The sequence below is a fragment of the Barnesiella sp. An22 genome (assembly GCF_002159975.1).
Lineage (GTDB): Bacteria > Bacteroidota > Bacteroidia > Bacteroidales > Barnesiellaceae > Barnesiella > Barnesiella merdigallinarum.
This window is the reverse complement of record NZ_NFJR01000004.1, coordinates 207,151-229,237: the sequence shown is the minus strand read 5'-3', so window position 1 is coordinate 229,237 and position 22,087 is coordinate 207,151. Positions and strand designations below refer to the sequence as shown.

General features: G+C 54.8%; 21 protein-coding genes and 1 tRNA gene. 11 read left to right on the top strand and 11 right to left on the bottom strand.

Annotated elements, in window-relative coordinates; translation table 11 throughout:
- From B5F38_RS06375 to B5F38_RS06365, 3 genes are read left to right on the top strand one after another with little or no spacing between them, the layout of a single operon-like run.
- Positions 1 to 1,221, top strand: coding sequence for an ABC transporter permease (locus B5F38_RS06375; RefSeq protein ID WP_087408459.1), 1,221 nt, complete (start codon positions 1 to 3; stop codon positions 1,219 to 1,221).
- Between the two features lie 37 nt (positions 1,222 to 1,258).
- Positions 1,259 to 2,326: a histidine kinase gene (locus B5F38_RS06370; RefSeq protein ID WP_087408458.1), complete on the top strand. Its 1,068-nt coding sequence runs from the start codon at positions 1,259 to 1,261 to the stop codon at positions 2,324 to 2,326.
- 18 nt (positions 2,327 to 2,344) lie between these two features.
- Positions 2,345 to 3,097 (top strand): LytTR family DNA-binding domain-containing protein, encoded by a 753-nt coding sequence (locus tag B5F38_RS06365; protein ID WP_087408457.1) that lies wholly within the window; start codon positions 2,345 to 2,347, stop codon positions 3,095 to 3,097.
- Between the two features lie 89 nt (positions 3,098 to 3,186).
- On the opposite strand, the gene B5F38_RS06360 is transcribed toward B5F38_RS06365, so the two are convergent.
- The 3 genes from B5F38_RS06360 to B5F38_RS06350 are packed head-to-tail and all read right to left on the bottom strand — an operon-like array spanning position 3,187 to position 4,725.
- Complete coding sequence (locus B5F38_RS06360) at positions 3,187 to 3,513, bottom strand: hypothetical protein (protein ID WP_087408456.1); 327 nt, start codon at positions 3,511 to 3,513, stop codon at positions 3,187 to 3,189.
- Positions 3,497 to 4,042, bottom strand: coding sequence for a sigma-70 family RNA polymerase sigma factor (locus B5F38_RS06355; protein WP_087408455.1), 546 nt, complete (start codon positions 4,040 to 4,042; stop codon positions 3,497 to 3,499). The genes B5F38_RS06360 and B5F38_RS06355 overlap by 17 nt, the downstream gene beginning before the upstream one ends.
- A 14-nt stretch (positions 4,043 to 4,056) precedes the next feature.
- On the bottom strand, positions 4,057 to 4,725 hold the full coding sequence (locus tag B5F38_RS06350) for a DUF6249 domain-containing protein (RefSeq protein ID WP_143240925.1): 669 nt from the start codon (positions 4,723 to 4,725) through the stop codon (positions 4,057 to 4,059).
- Between the two features lie 254 nt (positions 4,726 to 4,979).
- Here B5F38_RS06350 and B5F38_RS06345 point away from each other — a divergent pair, with 254 nt between their 5' ends.
- Entirely contained in the window at positions 4,980 to 6,524 is a 1,545-nt protein-coding gene (locus tag B5F38_RS06345; RefSeq protein WP_087408495.1) for a bifunctional GNAT family N-acetyltransferase/carbon-nitrogen hydrolase family protein, read from the top strand.
- 364 nt (positions 6,525 to 6,888) lie between these two features.
- On the opposite strand, the gene B5F38_RS06340 is transcribed toward B5F38_RS06345, so the two are convergent.
- Positions 6,889 to 6,961: transfer RNA gene (locus B5F38_RS06340), tRNA-Gly, on the bottom strand.
- Between the two features lie 89 nt (positions 6,962 to 7,050).
- On the opposite strand from B5F38_RS06340, the gene B5F38_RS06335 reads away from it, so the two are divergent.
- A complete protein-coding gene (locus B5F38_RS06335; RefSeq protein ID WP_087408453.1) occupies positions 7,051 to 7,557 on the top strand; it encodes a metallophosphoesterase family protein in 507 nt (168 codons plus the stop codon).
- A 52-nt stretch (positions 7,558 to 7,609) separates the two neighbouring features.
- Here B5F38_RS06335 and B5F38_RS06330 read toward each other — a convergent pair whose 3' ends face one another.
- Positions 7,610 to 8,578, bottom strand: coding sequence for a diacylglycerol kinase family protein (locus B5F38_RS06330; RefSeq protein WP_087408452.1), 969 nt, complete (start codon positions 8,576 to 8,578; stop codon positions 7,610 to 7,612).
- Between the two features lie 273 nt (positions 8,579 to 8,851).
- Between B5F38_RS06330 and B5F38_RS06325 the strand changes: the two genes are divergently transcribed.
- Positions 8,852 to 9,367: a DUF308 domain-containing protein gene (locus B5F38_RS06325; RefSeq protein WP_087408451.1), complete on the top strand. Its 516-nt coding sequence runs from the start codon at positions 8,852 to 8,854 to the stop codon at positions 9,365 to 9,367.
- A 13-nt stretch (positions 9,368 to 9,380) separates the two neighbouring features.
- Here B5F38_RS06325 and B5F38_RS06320 read toward each other — a convergent pair whose 3' ends face one another.
- Positions 9,381 to 11,795, bottom strand: a complete 2,415-nt coding sequence (locus B5F38_RS06320; protein ID WP_087408450.1) for a TonB-dependent receptor — start codon at positions 11,793 to 11,795, stop codon at positions 9,381 to 9,383.
- Positions 11,796 to 12,051: 256 nt separating this feature from the next.
- Here B5F38_RS06320 and B5F38_RS06315 point away from each other — a divergent pair, with 256 nt between their 5' ends.
- From B5F38_RS06315 to B5F38_RS06300, 4 genes are read left to right on the top strand one after another with little or no spacing between them, the layout of a single operon-like run.
- Positions 12,052 to 12,582 (top strand): nitroreductase family protein, encoded by a 531-nt coding sequence (locus B5F38_RS06315; protein WP_087408449.1) that lies wholly within the window; start codon positions 12,052 to 12,054, stop codon positions 12,580 to 12,582.
- An 11-nt stretch (positions 12,583 to 12,593) separates the two neighbouring features.
- Positions 12,594 to 13,379 carry a Rossmann-like and DUF2520 domain-containing protein gene (locus tag B5F38_RS06310; protein ID WP_087408494.1) on the top strand — a complete coding sequence of 262 codons (786 nt, stop codon included), beginning with the start codon at positions 12,594 to 12,596 and terminating at the stop codon, positions 13,377 to 13,379.
- Positions 13,376 to 13,900: an HAD-IIIA family hydrolase gene (locus B5F38_RS06305; RefSeq protein WP_087408448.1), complete on the top strand. Its 525-nt coding sequence runs from the start codon at positions 13,376 to 13,378 to the stop codon at positions 13,898 to 13,900. The genes B5F38_RS06310 and B5F38_RS06305 overlap by 4 nt, the downstream gene beginning before the upstream one ends.
- A gap of 22 nt (positions 13,901 to 13,922) precedes the next feature.
- Positions 13,923 to 14,504: a Maf-like protein gene (locus B5F38_RS06300; RefSeq protein ID WP_087408447.1), complete on the top strand. Its 582-nt coding sequence runs from the start codon at positions 13,923 to 13,925 to the stop codon at positions 14,502 to 14,504.
- A gap of 445 nt (positions 14,505 to 14,949) precedes the next feature.
- On the opposite strand, the gene B5F38_RS06295 is transcribed toward B5F38_RS06300, so the two are convergent.
- The 5 genes from B5F38_RS06295 to B5F38_RS06280 all read right to left on the bottom strand — a co-directional run bounded on the left by B5F38_RS06295 (position 14,950) and on the right by B5F38_RS06280 (position 20,474).
- Positions 14,950 to 16,146 carry a transglutaminase domain-containing protein gene (locus B5F38_RS06295; protein ID WP_087408446.1) on the bottom strand — a complete coding sequence of 399 codons (1,197 nt, stop codon included), beginning with the start codon at positions 16,144 to 16,146 and terminating at the stop codon, positions 14,950 to 14,952.
- A gap of 76 nt (positions 16,147 to 16,222) precedes the next feature.
- On the bottom strand, positions 16,223 to 17,323 hold the full coding sequence (locus B5F38_RS06290) for a competence protein CoiA family protein (RefSeq protein ID WP_087408445.1): 1,101 nt from the start codon (positions 17,321 to 17,323) through the stop codon (positions 16,223 to 16,225).
- Between the two features lie 5 nt (positions 17,324 to 17,328).
- Complete coding sequence (locus B5F38_RS06285) at positions 17,329 to 17,778, bottom strand: hypothetical protein (protein WP_087408444.1); 450 nt, start codon at positions 17,776 to 17,778, stop codon at positions 17,329 to 17,331.
- A gap of 168 nt (positions 17,779 to 17,946) precedes the next feature.
- Positions 17,947 to 18,069 (bottom strand): hypothetical protein, encoded by a 123-nt coding sequence (locus B5F38_RS14555; protein WP_255376495.1) that lies wholly within the window; start codon positions 18,067 to 18,069, stop codon positions 17,947 to 17,949.
- A 56-nt stretch (positions 18,070 to 18,125) separates the two neighbouring features.
- A complete protein-coding gene (locus B5F38_RS06280; RefSeq protein ID WP_087408443.1) occupies positions 18,126 to 20,474 on the bottom strand; it encodes a PKD domain-containing protein in 2,349 nt (782 codons plus the stop codon).
- A gap of 375 nt (positions 20,475 to 20,849) precedes the next feature.
- Here B5F38_RS06280 and B5F38_RS06275 point away from each other — a divergent pair, with 375 nt between their 5' ends.
- On the top strand, positions 20,850 to 22,034 hold the full coding sequence (locus B5F38_RS06275) for a hypothetical protein (protein ID WP_087408442.1): 1,185 nt from the start codon (positions 20,850 to 20,852) through the stop codon (positions 22,032 to 22,034).
- Positions 22,035 to 22,087 lie beyond the last annotated feature (53 nt).

Below are 22,087 nucleotides of genomic sequence, written 5' to 3'. Positions count from 1 at the left end.
ATGAATCTGACCAATCTCACCAAGATAGCGCTCAAGGCGCTCAACAATAACAAGATGCGGTGCTTCCTCACGATGCTGGGCATCATCATCGGCGTAGCGTCGGTGATTACCATGCTGGCTATCGGGCAAGGTTCGAAGCGGAGCATCCGGGCCCAGATTGCCGAAATGGGGTCGAACATGATTATGATTCACCCCGGCAACATGGAGCGGGGCGGCGTGCGGCAGGATGCCTCGTCGATGCAGACCCTCAAGCTCAACGACTACCAGGACATTCTCGACGGCACCGAATATGTGTCGGCCTGCTCGCCCTCGGTCAGCAGCAGCGGGCAGTTCATCTACGGGGCCAACAACTACCCCAGCACCATCTACGGCGTGACCGAAGACTACCTCGAGATACGCAAATTCTCCATCGACGAGGGCAGCATGTTCACCCCGCAAGACGTGCTCACCTCGGCCAAAGTCTGCCTGGTGGGACAAACCATCATCGACAACCTCTTCCCCAACGGCGAGAACCCTATCGGCAAGGTGATACGATTCAACAAGATACCGCTCAAGATTGTGGGCACACTCACCCCCAAGGGCTACAACAGCATGGGCATGGACCAGGACGACATGGTGCTGGCCCCCTACACCACGGTGCAGAAGCGGGTACTGGCCATCACCTACCTGCAAGGCATCTTCTGCTCGGCCCTGACCGAGGAACTCACCCCGCAGGCTATCAACGAGATTACCCAGATTCTGCGCAAGAATCACAAAATCAAGGAGGGCGAAGACGACGACTTCGAAATACGGTCGCAAGAGGAGATGAGTTCGATGATGAGCTCGACTACCGACATGATGACCATCCTGCTCGCCTGTATCGCCGGTATCTCGCTGCTGGTGGGCGGTATCGGCATCATGAACATCATGTATGTATCGGTAACGGAGCGCACCCGCGAAATCGGGCTGCGCATGTCGATCGGAGCCCGAGGTATCGACATTCTGGCCCAGTTTCTCATCGAGGCGGTGCTCATCAGCGTAACGGGTGGTATCATCGGGGTGCTGCTGGGTGTGGGAGCATCGATGGTGGTCAACCTCGTATTCAACTGGCCGGTTTACATACAGGCCTATTCGGTGATACTCTCGTTCTTCGTCTGCACGATTACCGGCATATTCTTCGGCTGGTACCCGGCCCGCAAAGCCGCCAACCTCGACCCCATTGAAGCTATTCGTTATGAATAATCGACATTCTTATACTCAAAATCTTTATCTTTGTACCATGACACCCAACCGGCAACATATACGCCTCCGATGGAATCCCCTCTTCATCCATGCCATTGCATGGACGATTGTCTTTCTCTTCCCGCTCCTCTTCATCGAGCGGTTCGAGAGTATGGGGCGCATACGCAACTTCAGCCTCATGAAGTTCTATATCCAGCCCATCTGCATCGCGGTCATCTTCTACATCAACTATCTGTGGCTCATCGACCGGGTGCTGTTCCGTAAAAAGCCGGTACAGTTTATCCTCTACAACGTGCTGCTCATCGTGGTAGCCAATGTGGCCATCTATCTGGTACACCGCATGATTATCCCCGACGAGTTCCTGTTCAGGCGGCCGGGCGGTCCTCGTCCTCCACGGCCGGGGCTCATGCAGTGGCAGGATTCCATCACCCTGGCTCTGATGGTGGGATTGAGCGTAGCCATCAAGATAACGCAGAAGTGGATTGTCACCGAGAAGGAGCGCAAGCAACTGGAGCAGGAGCGCACCGAGGCCGAGTTGAAGAACCTGAAGAACCAGCTCAACCCGCACTTCCTCTTCAATACCCTCAACAACATCTACTCGCTCATCGCCATCAGCCCCGACCGGGCGCAGAGTGCCGTGCTCGAGTTGAGCAAGATGCTGCGCTATGTACTCTATGAAAATGCTCAGGCCTATGTTCCCATGGAGAAAGAGCTGGAGTTTAACCACAACTACATCGAACTGATGCGGCTTCGGCTCGCCCGCCACGTGAAGGTCGAGGTCGATATGCCCCAAGGGTTGTGCCGGGGATACCAGATTGCTCCGCTGCTCTTCATCACCCTCATCGAGAATGCCTTCAAGCACGGCACCAGCGCCACCGAACCCTCGTTTGTGACCATCGTCATGAGCGAACCCTCGCCCGGTGTCATCGAGTGCCGCATCGAGAACAGCTGCTTCCCCAAAGACGAGAACGACAAAAGCGGCTCGGGCATCGGGCTCAAAAACCTCTCGCGACAGCTCGAACTGCTCTATCCCGGCAAGTACACGCTGCATGCCGAGAGCGATGCACGGGTCTACCGCTCGTCGCTCACCATCGACTTGAACTAACCCAAATACGTGGAGACTATGATCCTGAAATGCTGCATTATCGACGACGAACCCCTGGCCATCGAACTGCTGGAGAGTTATGTCAAGCGTACCCCCTTCCTGCAACTGGAAGCTTCGTTCAACTCGGCCGTGCAGGCGGTCGAACGGGTTTCGCGGGGCGACATCGACCTCATCTTCCTCGACATACAGATGCCCGAGCTCGACGGCATGGAGTTCTCGCGCATGATCGAGGGGCGCAGCCGCATTGTCTTTACCACCGCCTTCGGACAGTATGCCGTAGACAGCTACAAGGTCAACGCCATCGACTACCTGCTCAAGCCCATCGCCTATGCCGATTTCCTCAAGGCGGCACAAAAGACACTGCAATGGTTCGAGTTGTCCGAGGGGAACAGTACCGCCGGCACCCCTGCACCCACACCGGCACAAAGCCCCTATATCTTTGTCAAGAGCGACTACAAGCTCAAGCAGATACCCCTCGACAAGATTCTATACATCGAGGGCCTGAAGGACTATGTAAAGATTTATCTCGAGGGCGAGCCGCACCCCATCCTCTCGCTGCTGAGCCTCAAGTCGCTCGAAGAGATGCTGCCCGAGGGGCAGTTCATCCGGGTGCACCGCTCGTTCATCGTGCAGGGGTGTAAAATCAAGATGATCGACCGCAACCGCATCGTCTTCGGCAAGGAGTATATCCCCATCTCCGACACCTACAAGGAGTCGTTTGCCGAGTTCATCGCCCGCCACTCGCCCATCGCCGGCAAGCCGCAGGGTTGAACGATGCTCGCCATAAACCACACAAGGAGCAGGCACCCCAGCAACGGGACGTCTGCTCCTTGGCATGTTTACTTAAATTTATTTCAGTTTCAGGAAGCGTCGTAAATCGACCGGAAGAAAGAGTTCGCCTGTGCGCCCAACAGGATACAGGCCACGGTCAAGGCTCCATACATCACCCAGGTACCGGCACAGTTCCAGCAGGGGTTCGCTGTCAGCTCGCGGGCAAAAGCTACACACAAGGCCGTGCAGATGAGCAATATCAGTACCAGAACCACCAGCGAAATTTTCGTCTCGAGGCTCCACCGCTTGCGCGGCAGTCGGTTCATCACCCGGCGGGTAAACCACCGGTCGCGCCGGGGTTGGGGAGTGTGTCGGTCGAAAAGCTCCCGCCACTGGTCGTCATTCCACTCTTTCATATCCGTTTTTCTTTAAATATTCTCCTAATTTTTGTTTGGCGCGCGAGAGGTACGACTTGACGGTCCCCTCGGGCATACCCGTCACCGCGGCAATACGGGCGATGGCCATATCCTCGACGAAGTAGAGGGTAACGACCGTACGTTCCTCGGGACGCAGTATCGACAGAGCCTGGGTCATGTCGAGCCGGCGGTCTACCGGCTCGGGCGACTGGGGTATCGTCGCCGCCTCGTCCAAAGGCTCGAAGTAGCGGTCGCCCCGCTTGCGCAACTCGTCGTAGTAGAGGTTGTAGGCCACCCTGAAGAGCCAGGTCGAGAACGAGGAGAGACCCTTGTAGCTGCGCAGGTGGTAGTAGACCTTAATGAAGGTCTCCTGCGCCAGGTCATCGCTGAGCGATTCGTCGCCACCGGTGAGGCTCAGAAAGAAGCGCTTCACCCGCCCCTGGTATTTATCGACCAGCGAGGCAAAAGCCTTGCGGTCGTCCAGCAGGGCGCAACGTGCCACCCACATCATATCCTCGGTCTTCTCCATCGTGTCGAGGCCGGTTATTCGGGTTGATTATCGGTGTGATCGTTATCGGGGCGCGACGATACCCGATAGAGTATCAGTTTGCCCGCACCCACCAGAATAAAGATAGCGGCCAGACCCAACAGGAAGATTCCCACGCCATCGCCAAACTCTTCGGTACCGTTGATACTCCACAACACAATGCTCCAGATGGCAAAGCCCAAACCGATACCCAGGAATACCAAGCCCTGGTTGAGGGTCACCAGCTTGTCGGGGCGAGCCTGTCGCGACCGGGGCGACTCGAAAAATCCGTCGGGCAACTCACGCCCGGCCTCGATGGCCTTCTCGATAACCTGATAGTGGGCCTTCTGCTTCTTGTTGCGGTAGTAGATAAAGAAGAAGATAACCAGGAAGGCAAACAGGAAGGGAACGGTTATGCCCAACACTGGGACAATCGCATCGAGAATATCCTCGGCATCGGCCTCATAATGCATCAAAGACCGTTGTTTTTCCAGCTCAATCTCGGCCATACGCACCTTGTAGGCTTCGGTCTCGTTCATGTCGCCAAGAGTATCGCTTTCGGTCGTCGCCGCAGCCACGGCTGCTGTCGGTTTTGAAGTCGGGTTCACATTCCCGGTCTGTGCCATTACAGTTGCGCCCGTCCACAACACGAGTGAAAGGAGCGCTGTCATTACAAATCGTTTCATCTTGCTATCTGTTTTTAATTTATGTATCATTTTTTTGTTCATCTCTCTTTCCGGAAATTCAACCATTAGACGCAAGTCACCCCCCGGCAGGTTGCAGACACCCCCGATTTTTTTCAAAAAAATTTCTCGACAGGGCATCAGCCCCCCCGCCCGAGGCACAACAAATTTACTCATAATCCAAGAAAATAGGGCCACAAGCAACCAATGCCCGCAAAAAAGCGGTAATTTTGCACCGCGAAACAAATAACGAAGCTATGAAACCCAAAGAGATCAATAAAGTAGAGATTCGTAATCTGCAACGCGAAGACTACGACCAGTTGGCCAGCTCGTTCACCCGGGTCTATGCCGACGGCAGCGACGTGTTCTGGACCCCCGAACAGATAGACAAACTCATCCGCATCTTCCCCGAAGGGCAGATCGTGACCGTGGTCGATGGCAAAATCGTGGGATGCGCCCTCTCGATCATCGTCAACTACAACGATGTGAAAAACGACCACACCTATGCTCAGGTGACCGGCAACGAGACCTTCAACACCCACACCCGCAAGGGTAACATCCTCTACGGCATCGAGGTATTCGTGCACCCCGACTACCGCGGCCTGCGGCTCGCCCGCCGTATGTATGAATACCGCAAGGAGCTGTGCGAGAAACTCAACCTCAAGGCCATCATGTTCGGCGGCCGGCTGCCCAACTACCACAAGTATGCCGACCACATGCGCCCCAAAGAGTATATCGACAAGGTGCGCAAGCGCGAAATATTCGACCCGGTACTGCTCTTCCAGCTCTCCAACGACTTCCACGTGCGCAAGGTGATGCGCAACTACCTGCCCAACGACGAGGAGTCGAAACATTTCGCCTGCCTGCTCCAGTGGGACAACATCTACTACCAGGAGCCTACCGAAGAGTATATCTCGCCCAAGACGACCGTGCGGGTGGGACTCGTGCAGTGGCAGATGCGCAGCTACAAGACGCTCGACGACCTCTTCGAACAGGTCGAGTTCTTCGTCGATTCGGTGAGCAGCTACCAAAGCGACTTCGTTCTCTTCCCCGAGTACTTCAACGCCCCCCTCATGGCCCGCTTCAACGACGAGAGCGAATCGGAAGCCATCCGTGGTCTGGCCCAATACACCGATGAGATACGCGAGCGGTTCATCAACCTGGCCATCCGCTACAACATCAACATCATCACCGGCAGCATGCCCCTCATCAAAGAGGACGGACTGCTCTACAACATCGGCTACCTGTGTCGTCGCGACGGTACCTACGAGATGTACGAGAAACTGCACGTCACCCCCGACGAGATGAAGTGCTGGGGCTTGAACGGCGGCAAAGCCATCCGCACCTTCGAGACCGACTGCGCCAAGATAGGCGTGCTCATCTGCTACGATGTCGAGTTCCCCGAACTGTCGCGCATCATGGCCGGCGAGGGCATGCAGATACTCTTCGTCCCCTTCCTCACCGACACGCAGAATGCCTACTCGCGCGTGCGCGTCTGCGCTCAGGCCCGGGCCATCGAAAACGAGTGCTTCGTGGTCATTGCCGGTAGTGTAGGCAACTTGCCCAAGGTGCACAACATGGACATCCAGTATGCCCAGTCGGGAGTCTTCACCCCCTGCGACTTCGCCTTCCCCACCGATGGACGCCGCGCCGAGGCTACCCCCAACACCGAGATGATTCTCATCTCCGACGTCGACCTCGACCTGCTCAACGAGCTCCACACCTACGGCAGCGTGCGCAACCTCAAGGACCGCCGCAGCGACCTCTACGAGGTGAAGATGAAAAAGGTAAGTCAGGAATAACCACGGTGTTTCCAATATATGCACGCAGGGGATAGAACGTCGATTCTATCCCCTGCTGCTATATTCCGGATCAAAGTTTATCGCCTTACATACACGACAGTCTCGTCGCCTTGCGAGAGATACAACTTATTGTCCCGTATCATATAATTGAGGACAGAAGTCTGCGAAACTCCGTTCAACGTCATATTTAGATTGTGACTATACTGTTAATTATATTAACTAAACGTAAGAAAAATCACAACAAATATAAAAATGAATTCCCAGATTGGCAATATCTCGTCTCAATTCATAAAATTATGAATTGACAGGCGGAATGAATATATAAAAAAAGCCGGCTTGCTGCATGCAAACCGGCTTCTCAAAGAGCGGCAAACGAGGCTCGAACTCGCGACCCTCAGCTTGGGAAGCTGATGCTCTACCAACTGAGCTACTACCGCATCTGTTTCTGTGGGGACAAATGTAGCTGTTTTTTTTCGACTTTACAAATTATTGCCGTACTTTTACCCTTAAATTGAGAAAAGAAGTCATGGTAAAGATTGGTCTGTTATCCGATACCCACGCCTGGTGGGACGACCGTTACGCGAAATATTTTGCCGAGTGCGACGAGATTTGGCACGCGGGCGACATCGGCTCGGTCGAGCTGGCCGACCGCTTCGAGGCGCTGAAGCCCTTCCGGGCCGTCTATGGCAACATCGACGGTCACGAATTGCGCCTGCGCTACCCGCAACACCAGCGGTTTACCATCGAGGGGGTGGACGTGTGGATGACCCACATCGGCGGATACCCCGGCAAATATGCCCGCGAGGTGATACCCCAGATTTACATTCATCCGCCCAAACTCTTCATCTCGGGCCACTCGCACATCCTGAAGGTACTCTACGACAAAACCTTGAAATGCCTCCACATCAACCCCGGAGCCGCCGGTCTGTACGGATTCCACAAGAAACGCACCCTCGTGCGCTTCGTCATCGACGGGGCCGAAATCAAAGACCTCGAAGTCATCGAACTGGCCGACCGTAGGCAGGGTGGCTAACACGGTCTGCGGCCGCTCGACAATCACATCTTCATGGAATAACAACTAACTATCAGATATTCAACTCCTGACGCACGGTCTCGATAAACTCCCAGAATACCGAGGCGAAGGGCTCGATGATGGAGCGCTTGGGATCCTCGGCCGGAATGAGGGCGCGCAGGCCGCCTTTGAAGCAGCGGATGTCGATGCGGGTACCCATCTCGACAGGCTCACCATCGAGGTGCATGGCCCCCGGTTTCTCGCGCTTGATGACGAGCGACTCGGTGGTAAAGCTCTTGATGTTGGCATCCTGATCGATATGCTTGGTGAAGAGCAACAGGGCCAACCCCGCCGTGTCGAAGGGGGTAAAGGGCATGAGCACCGTGACGTCTATTTTGCCGTCCTGCATGCTGGCATGGGGGGCGATATAGGCGTTGTTGCCATATTGCGAGGCGTTGCCGCAGGCAATGAGGAAGGCCTTCTCGGTGACAGTACCGTCGGGCATCTCAATCTGATAGGTCTCCGACTTGTACTTGAGGTACTCGGTGAGCGCCTTGGCCACATAGGCCAGCTTGCCGCGACGTTTTCCCTGCGCAAACTTGAGGCTCACCAGCGCGTCGAACCCCACCCCGCAAGTACAGAAGAAGGGGCGGCCGTTGGCCGTGCAGTAGTCGAGGTCGGCGATTACCCCATCGTTGACAATCTCGAGCGCCTTGCGGGCATCCATCGAGATACCCAGGTGGCGGGCCAACCCGTTGCCCGAGCCCACCGGCACGATGGCCAGCGCCGTGGAGGTGTTTATCAATTCGCGGGCAATCTCGTTGCAGGTACCGTCGCCCCCGACCGAGAGCACCACATCTACCCCGTCGGCAACAGCCTGGCGGGTCATCTCGGCCGCATGGCCGGCATATTGGGTGAAGCGGCACTCCACGCTGTATTTCGACGGGTCTATCACCTCGTCGATCAAGGCAGGCAGTTCCTCTTTATCTTTGGTTCCCGAAATGGGATTTATGATGGCTAAGATTTTTTTCGGTGCAGGCATAGCATCTTTTTTGTTTCGAAAATAGAGGTAAACCTCTCGTGTGGAGCCTCTTGCATCGATGTCGACACAGCCGCATCCAAGCGACCCGGCTCGACCGCGATTTACCGCAGCGGGGACAAAGGTAATAAATATTCCCAAATTCACACACTCCGGCCGCGGCTTCTGCAGGCAAGGCTGTTAAATAGCGTTTCACTATCGAGGCTATTCACAAACATCTTGCTACCTTTGCTGTTGTTACATCACATACAAACAACTAATCTCGAATACTGTTTTATGAATGCTTTTCAAAATCCGCTGGTCCGTATCATCGCCTCTATCGCCGTGGGGTTGCTGTTGATATTCTATCCCAACGCCGCCCTGCCCACCATACTCTTCATTATCGGTATCCTGGTGGGGATACCCAGTCTCTACACCATCCTCTCCTATCTGCTGAGCGGCAACCACAAGAAGGATCTGCCGTTCCCCGTGATGTCGGCCATCCTGCTGCTGTTCGGGTGTTCGCTCATCCTGGTGCCCAGTTGGTACATCGGGGTGACCATCTACGTGCTGGGGGGTGCACTCATCTTAATCGGAGTTTACCAGTTGCTCTATCTGCTCACACTGAAGAAGACCATCAAGCGCAAGGCGGGGTGGCTCTCCTATCTGCTGCCGGTGATTGTTCTGCTTATCGGCATCGAGATTCTGGTCAATCCCTTCTCGGCGACCGAGCGCATCATTGTCGCCACCTTCGGTGCGGCCACACTGCTCTACGGCATCACCGACCTGATGTACTACATTCGCCTGCGGTAATCGGGCCGGTCGATTAAAAGTCGATGGAGAGACGCAGGTTTATCTGCCTGCGGGTAAGGTAGTTGGGCACGGCATACTGGGCATTGGTGATGTCGGTGACCCAATAGTAGGAGTTCACGTTGCTGATGTCGAAGAGGTTGAACACGTCGATACCAATCCACACGCTTTTCAGGTTGCGGAAGATACCCCGTTGCAGGAGTTTGTCTTCGCCCCCCACCAGCAGACGCGAAGCTCCGATGTCGATACGCTTGTAGGCCGGGGCCCTGAAGTAGCCCGCCTGACGTCCCTTGCGGGGCGAACCCACCGGCAGACCGTCGGCCAGGATAGCCCGCAGGCTGAATTTGTATTTGGGGAAGCGGGGCACATAGTCCTGGAAGTAGAGCCCCACGCTGTACCGCTGGTCGGTAGGTCGGGGCAGTTTGATGCCGCCGATTTCCTCCTGCGTCTTCATCAGCGAGAAGGTGAGCCACGAGTCGACCCCGGGCACAAACTGCCCGAAGAGCTTCAGGTCGATACCGGCGGCGTAGCCCTTGGCCTCGTTCTGCCCGCTGTACCACACCCGCAGGTTGTCGATTTCGTAGGGAATGAGGTTATCGAGTTTCTTGTAGTAGAGTTCGGCCGTGAATTTGAACGGACGGTCCAACGCCCGGAACGAATAGTCGCCGCCGAGCACCACGTGTATCGAGCGTTGCGACTTGATGTTGCGGTTCAACTGCACCACGTAATTGTTGGAGGCATCGCACACCGTGTCGCGCAACTCCTTGTAGAAGGGGGCCTGGTAATAGAGACCGCCGGCCAGGCGGGCCGTAATCTGCTCGTTGGCGGCCGGGATGAAGGTAATCGAGGCCCGCGGACTCACCAGCGTCTCCTTGTTGAAGCCCCAGTACGAGGCCCGCACACCACCGGTGAAGATGAGCCGCCCCCACAAGGTGCGCATCCGATAGGTATCCTGCAGATAGGCCGAGAGGCGGTGGCTCTCCATGTCCTGCTTCGAAAAGAGGTTGTAAATCATCTCGACCGACTGCCCGGTATGCGGCAGCGAATAGCCGGCCGAGTCGCGCATCTCCCACTCGCGCACGCGGTCGTAAATCTGTTCGTACTGGTGGGTGAATCCCCACTTCAGCTCGTTCTGTCCCAACTTGGTAGCCCCCTTGATCGAGGTGGCAATCACCGAGGCCTTGAGGCGGTTGCGGGCATGCTCGTGATAGGTGCCCACGCCCAGCGCGCCGGTATTCTCGCTGCCCTCGCCGTCGCCCGTATCGGCCAGCTCGTCGAGCCAGTATTGACCCGAAATGTCGTAGGTCACCAGTTCGTTGGTGACAAAGGCCGAGGTCATCAAGGCCCACTGGGTATATTTGTCGGGGAAGAAGTTCAGCGACAGAGCCCCGAAATAGGTCTCGAACTTGTCGCGCTCCCCGCCGTCGAAATAGACCTTGAACTGCTTGGCATTCGTGGCCGTACCAAACGAGGTGTTGCGCTCGTGGGGGGTGAACTTGTAGTCGTTGATGGCAATGTTGCCCAGAAACGAAGCCTCCCACTTGGGGGCGAACTTATAGGTGAGATAGGTTTGATAATCGAAGAACGACGGTTCATACTCGCCCTTGGTATCGAGCGAGCTCAACAGGGTGGAGTTGGTCTTGTAGCGGATGCCGTGCAGTTGCGAGAACTTCTTGGTACTCTGCCCAATCGAGGCGGTGGCTCCCAGAAAGCTGGCCGACACCGACCCCTCGAAAGCCTCGGGATGCTTGTAGATGATGTCGAGCACCGACGACATCTTGTCGCCATACTCGGCCGAGAAACCGCCCGACGAAAAGCCTACGGCCCCCACCATATCGGGGTTGATGATACTCAACCCCTCCTGCTGTCCCGACCGCACCGTGAGCGGACGATACACCTCGATACCGTTGATGTAGACGATATTCTCGTCGAAGTTACCGCCCCGCACCGAGTATTGCGAACTCAACTCGTTGCTCGAGTTGACCCCGGCAAAGGTGGTGAGCATCGCCTCGATACTGCCGCCCGAAGCATCGGGCATCAGCTTGAGGTCCTTCGTGTCGATGGTCTGCAACGTGCTGGTCTGCCGGCGGTGAGTCGCCACCACCACCTCGCTCAGCATCTTCGAGTTTTTGTTCAGCCGCACCGACAGCGAGACATCTTTCGTAAGGTTGAGCAGCTGCCGCTGCTCCTCGCGGTAACCCAAGCAGGAATAGATGACCACAATCGAGTCGCCCGCCGGTATGGAGAGCTGATACTCGCCCTTGAGGTCGGTCATCGTGCCCATGGTCGTCCCCGCCACACGCACCGTAGCCAGTTCGATAGGCTGGTTGTCGCTGTCGTAGACCCGGCCCGTGAGTTTCACACGCCCTTGCGCCGCCAGCTCGAGCACCGCACCTATCGCGACAAAAAGGAGTAATATCTTGTATTTCATCGGGATTCTATACACAACGTGCCCCGTTTGTCGAGAGGCACATTTAATAAACGCAAAAAAGCGTCGTTCAGTATGCGGCCCGCCGAAAAGTAGCGAAAAAAGTTTTCGCAGATTCCCCGCGTAAGCATTAGGTTTTGTATCTTTGCTACTGGAAGAGATGCAGGCTCGTGTCCCCGCTCGTCTGTACGCCACACAGCCGGGGCCGAACGTCACCTCCTCCAATTCATGAAATACAAACCGTAAAAACATTACCCTTATGAATAATCTGCACGATCTGTTGATGCACCGCCGCAGCATCCGCAAGTATACCGACCAACCGCTGTCGCCCGACTCGGTGAAGCTGATTCTCGAGGCCGGGCTGCTCGCCCCCTCGTCGAAACGCTGTACCCCTTGGGAGTTTATCGCCGTCGAAGATAAAGAGGTGCTGGCCCGCCTGGCTGCCTGCAAGACGGCCGGAGCCAAGCCTGTCGAAGGGGCTGCCCTGGCTATCGTCGTGACGGCCGACATGACCCTTACCGATACCTGGGTCGAGGATGCCTCGATTGCCGCCATACTCATGCAACTGCAAGCGGCCGACCTGGGGCTGGGCAGCTGCTGGATTCAGGTGCGCAACCGATTCGGGGCCGACGACGAACCGGCCGAAGACATCGTACGCAGCATACTGGGCATACCCGAAACGATGGGCGTGCTCTGCATCCTCTCCATCGGCCACAAGGACGAGGAGCGCAAGCCCTTCGACGAAGAGAAGATGATGTGGGAAAAGGTGCATATAGGCAAATGGGAATGAACGACGCAACGATGAAGATAGTCCTGATCGGTGCCGGCAACCTGGCTACGAGGCTGGCACTGGTGTTGCGGGAGAAGGGTCTCGCCCCGGCGTGGGTATATAGCCGCACCGAAGAGTCGGCCCGGCGGTTGGGCGAACAGTTGCCCCGCTGCCGCTACACGACCGACCTCAACAGTCTGCCTGCCGACGGCGACCTCTATATTTTCGCCGTGAAGGACTCGGTTCTGCCCGACCTGCTTGCCCGTATGCCGGCCAACAACGGGCTGTGGGTACACACGGCCGGCAGTGTAGACTGCGAAATATTCCGCCCCTACTCGACCCGCTACGGAGTCTTCTACCCCATGCAGACCTTCAGCAAGGAGCGCGAGGTGGCATTCGACAACATTCCCCTCTTCATCGAGGCCAACAGCGAAGCCGATGCCGACCTGCTGTACCACCTGGCCGCCCGGCTCTCGGGCCGCGTCTACCGGGCCGACTCGGAGCAACGCAAGTATCTGCACCTGGCTGCCGTCTTTGCCTGCAACTTCACCAACCACCTCTATGTGCTATGCGACCGCATCCTGCAGGAACACGGACTGCCTTTCGAGGCGATGCTGCCCCTTATCCGAGAAACGGCCGACAAGGTGGCCGACATGTCGCCCTTCGATGCCCAGACGGGCCCAGCCATCCGATACGACCGCAACATCATCGCCAAACAGGAGGCGCTGCTCTCCGACCCCACGATGCGCGAGATTTACAGTCTGATGAGCCGCAGCATTCACGAAATACATAACCCCGATAAAACCCAACAACCATGAGCCGAACCGATTTCGACCTGACGAAAATAAAAGCCTTTGCCTTCGACGTGGACGGCGTGCTGTCGTCCGACTCCATACCCCTGCACCCCTCGGGCGAACCCATGCGGGTCATCAACATCAAAGACGGATATGCCTTGCAACTGGCGGCCAAACTGGGATACCCCGTGGCCATCATCACCGGCGGACGCACCGAGGCGGTGCGCAAACGCTTCGAGGGGCTGGGCCTCTCGCACGTCTACATGGGCGTGGCCGTGAAAATCAAGATATTCGAACAGTGGCTCGCCGAGTGCGGCCTGCAAGCGAGTGAAGTGATGTACATGGGCGACGATATTCCCGACTACGAGGTGATGCGTGTGGCCGGTCTGCCCGCCTGCCCGGCCGATGCGGCACCCGAAATCAAACAGATTGCCCGCTACGTTTCGCCCTTCTGCGGCGGGATGGGTTGTGGCCGCGACATCATCGAACAGGTGCTGCGCGCCCAAGGCAAATGGATGGCCGACGAAAAGGCGTTCGGCTGGTAAACCTCAGAAAAAACGATTGACTATGTTATCGAATCTCCAGAAATACGAAATACTGCTGGCGAGCAACTCGCCACGTCGCCGCGAGCTCCTGGCCGGGCTCGACATCGAATACCGCGTAACGGCTCTGCCCGAGGTGGACGAGTCGTACCCCGCTACCCTCTCGGGCGAAGAGATTCCGCTCTACATCTCGCAGGAGAAGGCAGCCGCCTATCGCAGCCAGATGAAAGAAAACACGCTGCTCATCACGGCCGATACCATCGTCTGGCTCGACGGCCGGGTCTATGGCAAGCCGCACGACCTGGCCGATGCCAAAGCCATGCTGCGGGCCCTCTCGGGTAAGACGCACACCGTCATCACCGGGGTTACGCTCACCTCGATGCAGAAGCAAATCTCCTTTGCCGTATCGACCGAGGTCGACTTCGCCCCCCTCACCGACGACGAAATAGACTACTACGTAGACCGCTACCGCCCGCTCGACAAGGCTGGCGCCTACGGCGTGCAGGAGTGGATTGGCTACATCGGTGTGACCGGGTTGCACGGCAGCTACTACAACGTAATGGGGCTGCCTATCCAGCGGCTCTACACCGAGTTGAAGAGATTCTAAGAGTTATTCCACAGAAATACCTACAAACGGCTCTCGACTGGACCCCGCATCGAGGTGCGGGGTGACACACACGTCATTCCGCGCCCCGACGCGGAATCCAGAAAATACCCGCAAAAGGCTATACCCTCGACTTCACCTTCTGGACCCCACATCGTGGTGCGGGGGACACGCACGTCATACCGCGCTACGACGCGGTATTCAGGAATAACCGAAAATTACCGGCAAAAGCCTATTCCCTCGACTTCACCTCCCTGGACCCCGCATCACGGTGCGGGGTGACACACACGTCATTCCGCGCCCCGATGCAGAATCCAAAAAATACCCGGGCAGGAATACCGGCAAGAGATACTCACCTCATCCCAAAAAGAGAGGGCGCACAAGTCGTGCGCCCTCTCCATATTCCAAAAGCTGGCCCCCGTATTTCGATGTGGGGCAACTAGCCGCATCATTTATAAGGCGATGCCCAGAACCAAGCCTCGTTCGAGGTGCTGAACGAGTTGTCATAGGGTTCGCCCTCGGGCGCGAGGGTGACGTAGCGCGGCATCACTTTTCCCTCGATACGGGTCTCGTTGTCGAAACCGCTAATATCGGAACATTGCAGATAATAGAGGTTCTTGCTCATGTAGTAGTTCAGGTAGTAATCGGTCGTGCAGTCCACTTGATGATTCCAGTTGGCATCGTCGTTCACCGTGACAAACTGGCCCGTTTTCAACCGGTCGCGCACCTCCGAGAGGCCGAGCAGATTGCCCTCCTCGTCCATCACATAGGCGCCCCAGGTGGGGTCTACCCACACCCACTTGTCGAGGGTGCAGGAGTAGACGGCGTTGATGACGTGGCAGTCGTTGATATAGCTCTTGGGCAGGCAGGTGACATAGCGCGACTTGAAGCCCATGGCCAGATAGCACTCATTGAGCATCTGCGCCATCATGCGGCAGTTGACACCCCGGTCTTCGCGCTTGCAGATTTCGTAGATGGCAATGGCATTCTTCACCTTGGGATTGTATGACGACCCGTCGTGACGGATGGTGTTGTGTACCCACAACAGCAAGTTCTTGATTTTCGAGATTTCGTCGCCCGCACCCGCAATGCTGTCGAGGTTGAAGTAGCGGCGCACCCGCACCAGGTTGCTGTCGTTGGGCGCCATATAGGTAAAGGCCGGCAGCGAGTCGGTAGAGGCGGTGTTGTCATAGCCGGGCGACTTGCGGAGTATGTAGTTGAAATCGCCCACCTCGCGCAACTGGGCCAGGAGCCGCTGAAAACGCTTGTCGCCCCGGATATTGTCCAGGTCGGTATCCTGCTGGGCATGGGCATAGTCGTAGTAACCATGCCGGATAGCCTGCTCGAAGGCATCGACCGCCGCCCGCTTGCGACCTTTAAGCGAATAGCAGCAGGCCAGGTTGTAATAGGAGTCGGAGAAACACCACGAACACTGATCGACCACCGAGTCGGGCAACGACTTGCAACGGTCGAAAAACTGCCGGTAGGTCTTCTCGATCAGATTGTAGTTCTTCCAACTTTTCTGTATCACCGGCTGCACCTGGCTCTCGTAATACACCTGCACGCTATCGGCATTCCATTCTCTCTCGGCAGCCCAACTCCCGAAACAGAGGGGCAAAAGCAACAGCCACAAAAATCGTTTCATAGTCTCGTATGTTTTGTTCGTATATAATGAGACGCAAATATATCGAATTTGTTACAATTAAAAATAAAAAAGGTTCCTATGGTGTCAATGTCGTATATTCTACATTCAATCCCTCTCCCAATATTAAATTCTGTTCCTCTTTGTCTATCTTAAAATAAGAGCACTTCTTTGCCCTCGATGTATCAAGACTTTCATTTTTAGGTATTTGTAAGATTTTATATAATCGACATATCTTATTTTCTCTATTATATAGATTTACCAAATTCTTACATAAGGTACAATTGGGTATCCCAAACTTTTGAAAGGCTATATACTTAGCTTTGTCATATATTCCAAATGACACACTGGTATGAATACATACCTCAAATAATGAGTTTGCAGATTTCACTAAACACCTACAATCACAAGAATCTTGAAAACATCTCATTTTTCCAGACTCATACAAAATAAATCTAACAAACTCTATGTTATTACTTATGAGGTTATTGCTATAATCTTGATTTTTAAATCCATAAAAAGATATATCCAGTATATTTTTGCCACTATTGTAACAACCCGACTCTATAATTCCATAATCAGCCAACTGCAAAACATCACGTTCTGATGTTAGTTTTATCTCAATAATCTTATTACCACTATGCAATTTTTCAGAATCGCTTTCATGGGTTACACAAAATTCCAAATAAATCGGAGGCGTTTGAGGATTTTTCGAAGAAAAAATTTTCAAATCTGAACGCCTATTTATACCATCATATGCTATTTCTTGCTCACAAGAGTCATAATACTGCTTTATATCAAACTCACGTTCTTGATCACTATAACAATTTCTGTCTTTAAGGAATTTACATGTATCACTATCTGGGCAAAATGACCTATATTTGAATTTTATCCAAAATTCAGACTTAGAAAGAAAGGCTTCTCGCACTTTTTCCTTGGCAAGAATATGAAGCATAGACTCAAATGCATGCTTACATTCCGTTCCTTTGTAATGAGCAAAATGATGTACCCGCTTTAATCCTTGATTTTTTGCTATTAAAGGAGCTTTACAGGCAGGACAAAAGCATCCACATTCATTTCCAGGAAGCACATCATCAACACTAACGATTTTCCCCTCACTATCAATAGCATACGTAAGACGATTGTCCGGTGAATTTTGGAATAAACTTTTATTATCCATATCTCCTACTCCCCGAACACATCTTTCAATTTTTCTCCAATAGCCTCAATAGCAATATCTTGATCTTGAGATATAGATAATCCTATACCACTACTTTTCAAAACAGCTATACTCTGATTTGTCTCAAAATCGTAAAAAGTAATCGTTATATATGTATGTCCACCGTCCCATTTTTCTGTTAAAACATGAATATTGGGGGTAAGCACAGACATTCCTTGGGAGATTTTTAACCAAGCTTCATGGTTAGAAATAACCGTTAGGTTGGTTGTTGCTATTTCATTTTCAACGGCCATGATGATATCATCAAGTTCTCTATCACCTGTCGATTCTGTTCCAAATACAACATATGTATATTTCGACATATCAACACCATGAGAGATTACAGCTTTACTTGTCGAACAAGCTTGCATTACAATCGCAATAGCAAGCAACACTAAAAATTTGAGAGTCTTCATATACAAGAGCTTTATGCAGATTCCACCTCTTACTTTTTCCAAAAATACAAATACTTTATAAAAATACAACTATAATTCTCAATTTATATTTGCCTCTCTCAAAAAAAGCATCGCTCGGGACAGCCTCCGCTACCCCGAACGATGCAGATATCCACTTATGTACACAATCTATCTATTCCGGTTACGCCACCTGGCGTAGAGATTTCGGCACACCTCGGCCAACTTGGGGGCAAAGATGCCTCCCAGCAGAGCCGGAATGACGATATACAATATGATAAATTCCCAAGACATAGCTTAATAGATTAGATGATACACCTTGTTCCTGTTCTCAAACAACTGCCCGGTCGTTATCGTTTCACACCTTTGACGACAATCACCTCGCGATTGCCCAACACCCGGAAGAAGTAAGTTCCCGGGGCCCAGCCCGAAGCGTCGACTGTCACTTGCCGCTCTACGTCGCTCAACTCGCGGCTATACCATTCGCGACCCTTCTCGTCGACTACCATCAACCGGCGGGAATCTTCGGGCAACTGCACCGTTACCTCCTGGTCGAAAACCGAGGGACAGAGCGTGGCCGGAGCTTGAGCTACAGCCTCGACGGCGCTCACGCCATTCACGCTTTGCGTCACCTTGATGTCGTAGGTCGATATGCTGTCGTTGATGGTAAGGGTAGCCACCCGCTCGTCGATGCCGTCGGGCAGACGGTCGTACGAGACAAGCAGCGTGTCGAGGGTAAGCCCGTTGGGCTGACCTACCACGCGGCACCAGTCGGCACTGCTCTCGATAGGGGTCTCATAGCCGTAAATCGAGAAGAAGGGGTACTTACTCGTACCGGCCTCTTTGCCTACCACCAGCGGACCGCGGTCGGTCGGGATGGGCGACATCACCGAGTGCACGATCGAGGGCATAATCAGATAAGAGGTGTGGTTGGCCCCGGCGGGGAAATAGGTGCTCACATCGACCCACTGGTCATCTTTATACATATAGGCCGTGTTGCCGTGGTCGCGGAAATCGGCCATGGCAAACGACACGTCTACACTGTCGTTCTTCTCGGGGATACCATCGACCACGATAAAGAACTCGTCGTCGATGACCTTGGGGTTGAACTCAAAGGCAGTGCCTACCATCGTACTGCCCGAAGGGGTATCGAGCTCGAACACACGCCACCAGGTGGAGTCGAGTTTCTTGCCCGGCAGACCGTTTTCGCTGGTATAGAGGTGCACGCCCACGTCGGCAATCTGGTCGGTGAGGCTCGTAGCCGAAGCGGTAACAAAATAGACATAGGCCCCAAATACCAAAATGGGACGCGAGGGTTTGGAGAACTTCTCGGCGTAGGCCGTAATGCCTATGGTGTTGGTACCGGGGAAGGTACCCCAGTCTTCCATGTCGAAGGTGGTCGGCTGGTCGCCCGGCTCGAAGTTGGTAATGAGTCCGCTGTACTCGACCGATACATCGGTGGCATCTTCCGACTCACCGTGCTCGTTGGCCACCTGCAGATTCACCGATTGCTGGTGCAGGAAGTTATAGGCCACCACGGGATTCTCTTCGTTCGAGGTTACCTGGGCATACGACTCGGGGCTCACACCGCCGAAGGTCCACTGCCACGAAGTGGGATACCCCGTCGAGTTGTCGTGATACTGCACACCCACCAGCGGGGCCACCATGGGCAGACGCGTCTCGCTGTACCGGAAGGTGGCAGGCGGCAGAATGTGAGCTACAGGAGCCACACCAGTCACCTTGACAAAGGCGGTGCGGGTCTTGGTATCGCTGCCGTCGGCATTGCTCACCGTCAAGGTCACGTCATACACGCCGTCGCGGGTATAGTATACCCGGGGATTCTGCTCGGTCGAGGTCTCCGGCGTGCCACCGGGGAACGACCACTGCCAGGCCGTGGGGTCGCCGGTCGACATGTCGGCAAAGGCAATCTCCTCGCCGGTAGCCACCTCTACCTGGTCAACGGCTTCTACACCCGTTATCTGCAACCCGTCGATGGTGAAATCGCCCACATAGCCGCCCACGTTCATATCGTCGTCAGAGCCTGCGGTGTAGGTGAAGCGTATCTGCACCTGTTGGCCGGCATACTTCTCGAGCGATACGGCAAACTCGTGCCAGCGCCAGGGTTTCTCGCCGTTCTCGTCGCCACTGTTCCACAGCAGTTCCGAGGTGGCAAAGGCATCGGTCGATACCGAGATATGCAAGCGGCAATAGTTATCCATATTCTGGCTGAAGCCCACATAACCCTTCAGCATGGCGTTGGCCGGCACATCGAGTTGCGGACTGGTAGCCGTGGCAATGCCTCGTTTAAATATTTGATCCGGGCCCTTGATAAAGAGCGACTGCGTGTCGTCGGGGTCGATGGCCGAGAAGGCCTTGTCGCCGGTCGTGCTTTTCAACTCCCAGACAATGTCTTCGGCATCGGTCAGAGTCCAGCCCTCTGCTCCGTCGTCAAAGTCTTCTTCCCACACGGTCACGGCGCTACCTGTACTCTGGCAACTGAAGTCGGCCGTCACACTGGCCGAGGTCGAACGGAACAGCTGTTTCTTCATCGATTGTTTCCCGGCAAACGAAATGTGCGGTGCCTCTTCGGTCGGGGCTACCCGATCGTGCACCCGTTCGTTGGCCCATTGCTGCGCTCCCACCGGGCAAACGGCCCAGAGCGCAGTAGTCAAGATCAGGTTTACAATAACGCTTTTCATACACTTACACGATTAAAAAATTATTGGATGAATTTGATTCGTTGCAAAATCTCCCACCCGCTATCCAGCAGGCCGTATGGCATAATATGTAGATGAAGTTTTTTCATAGCTATTCTATATATTTCTAATATCGGCAGGACTACAAAACTCAAAGGTAGTAAAAATTTACAATTTGAAAATATTATTGACAATAATTTTTTAATTAGAAAATAAAATAGGATTACACTCTAAAAAATATAATAGATTTTACATCTTATTCTGGCAATTTGTTCTCTGCCCTGCAACTCGCTCCATAAGCTCCTGCACTCCATACTCTACCCGCTTGCACCGGGTGCATACATTTACTACCTTTGTCGCTCGAAAATATCGCCCACTGTGAACCTCTATATCTTCAACCCCGAGAACGACCTGGCCCTGGCCTTCGGCGGCATCAACTACACGCCGCCCCCTGCCGCCCAACGCATCGCGCGCGAGCTGGCCCTGCTGCCGCTGTGGTATGCCCGCGAGGGGGAGGAGACGACGATATGCTCTGCCGAGCCGGCGCCCGACGACTTCCGCCGCAGCCTCGAGCCGCTGGGGCTCGCGGTCTCGACCGTCGCGTTCAAGCAAATCGGCGAACTGCCCTTCGACCGCATCGAGGTGTGGGGGTGGAACCTCGCCCTGGCTCACCGCCTGCATCAGGCCGGCGTGGACAATCGGCTGCTCCCCTCGCCCGAACAGTGCAACCACTTGCGCCGCCTGGCCCATCGCCGCCTGGCTACCGAGGCGGGCCGATACCTCGCCTCGCACATCGACTACCCCATGCCCCCGCTGCCGGTCGAGCTGCATACACCCGACGAGGTGCAGGCCTTTACCGAGCAGAGCGACCGCAAGGTACTCAAGGCGCCCTGGTCGGGCAGCGGACGCGGCCTCTACTGGAACCTCTACGGCTACGATACCTCGCTGGCACAATGGAGCAACGGCGTGTTGCAAAAGCAGGGAGTACTGATGGGCGAACCCTTTTACGAGAAAGAGCGTGACTGGGCCATGGAGTTTTACAGCGACGGCACCCGCGTGACCTTTGCCGGATACTCGTCGTTCCTTACCGACAACCACGGAGCTTATAAGGAGAACCGGCTCACCACCGATCACCGCCTGCACAAGGAGCTCAGTGCGGCCGTCGGCACCCACGTCGTCACGGCCGTGCGCGAGGCCCTTGCCAGCTTCTTCACCGAACGCATTGCCCCGGTCTATACCGGCTACCTCGGGGTCGACATGATGACCTACCTCGCCCCCGACGGCACAACCCGACTGCACCCCTTCGTCGAAATAAACCTGCGCATGAACATGGGCGTGGTGGCCCGCCGCATCGCCGACCGCTTCGTGGCTCCGGGCTGCGAGGGGCACTACCGCATCGACTATTTCCCCCGGCCCGGCACCCTCTATCGCGACCACCTGGAGCGCCTCCACCAACACCCCGCCCGGATTGTCGACGGCCGCTTCGCCGGCGGATACTTTGCCCTTACCCCGGTTCTACCCGACAGCCAATACCGCGCCTGCATCGAATTTGATGCCCGATGAATAATACCCGCAAAACTACCGGCAAAAAGGATTTTACCCAGCTACACATCTCT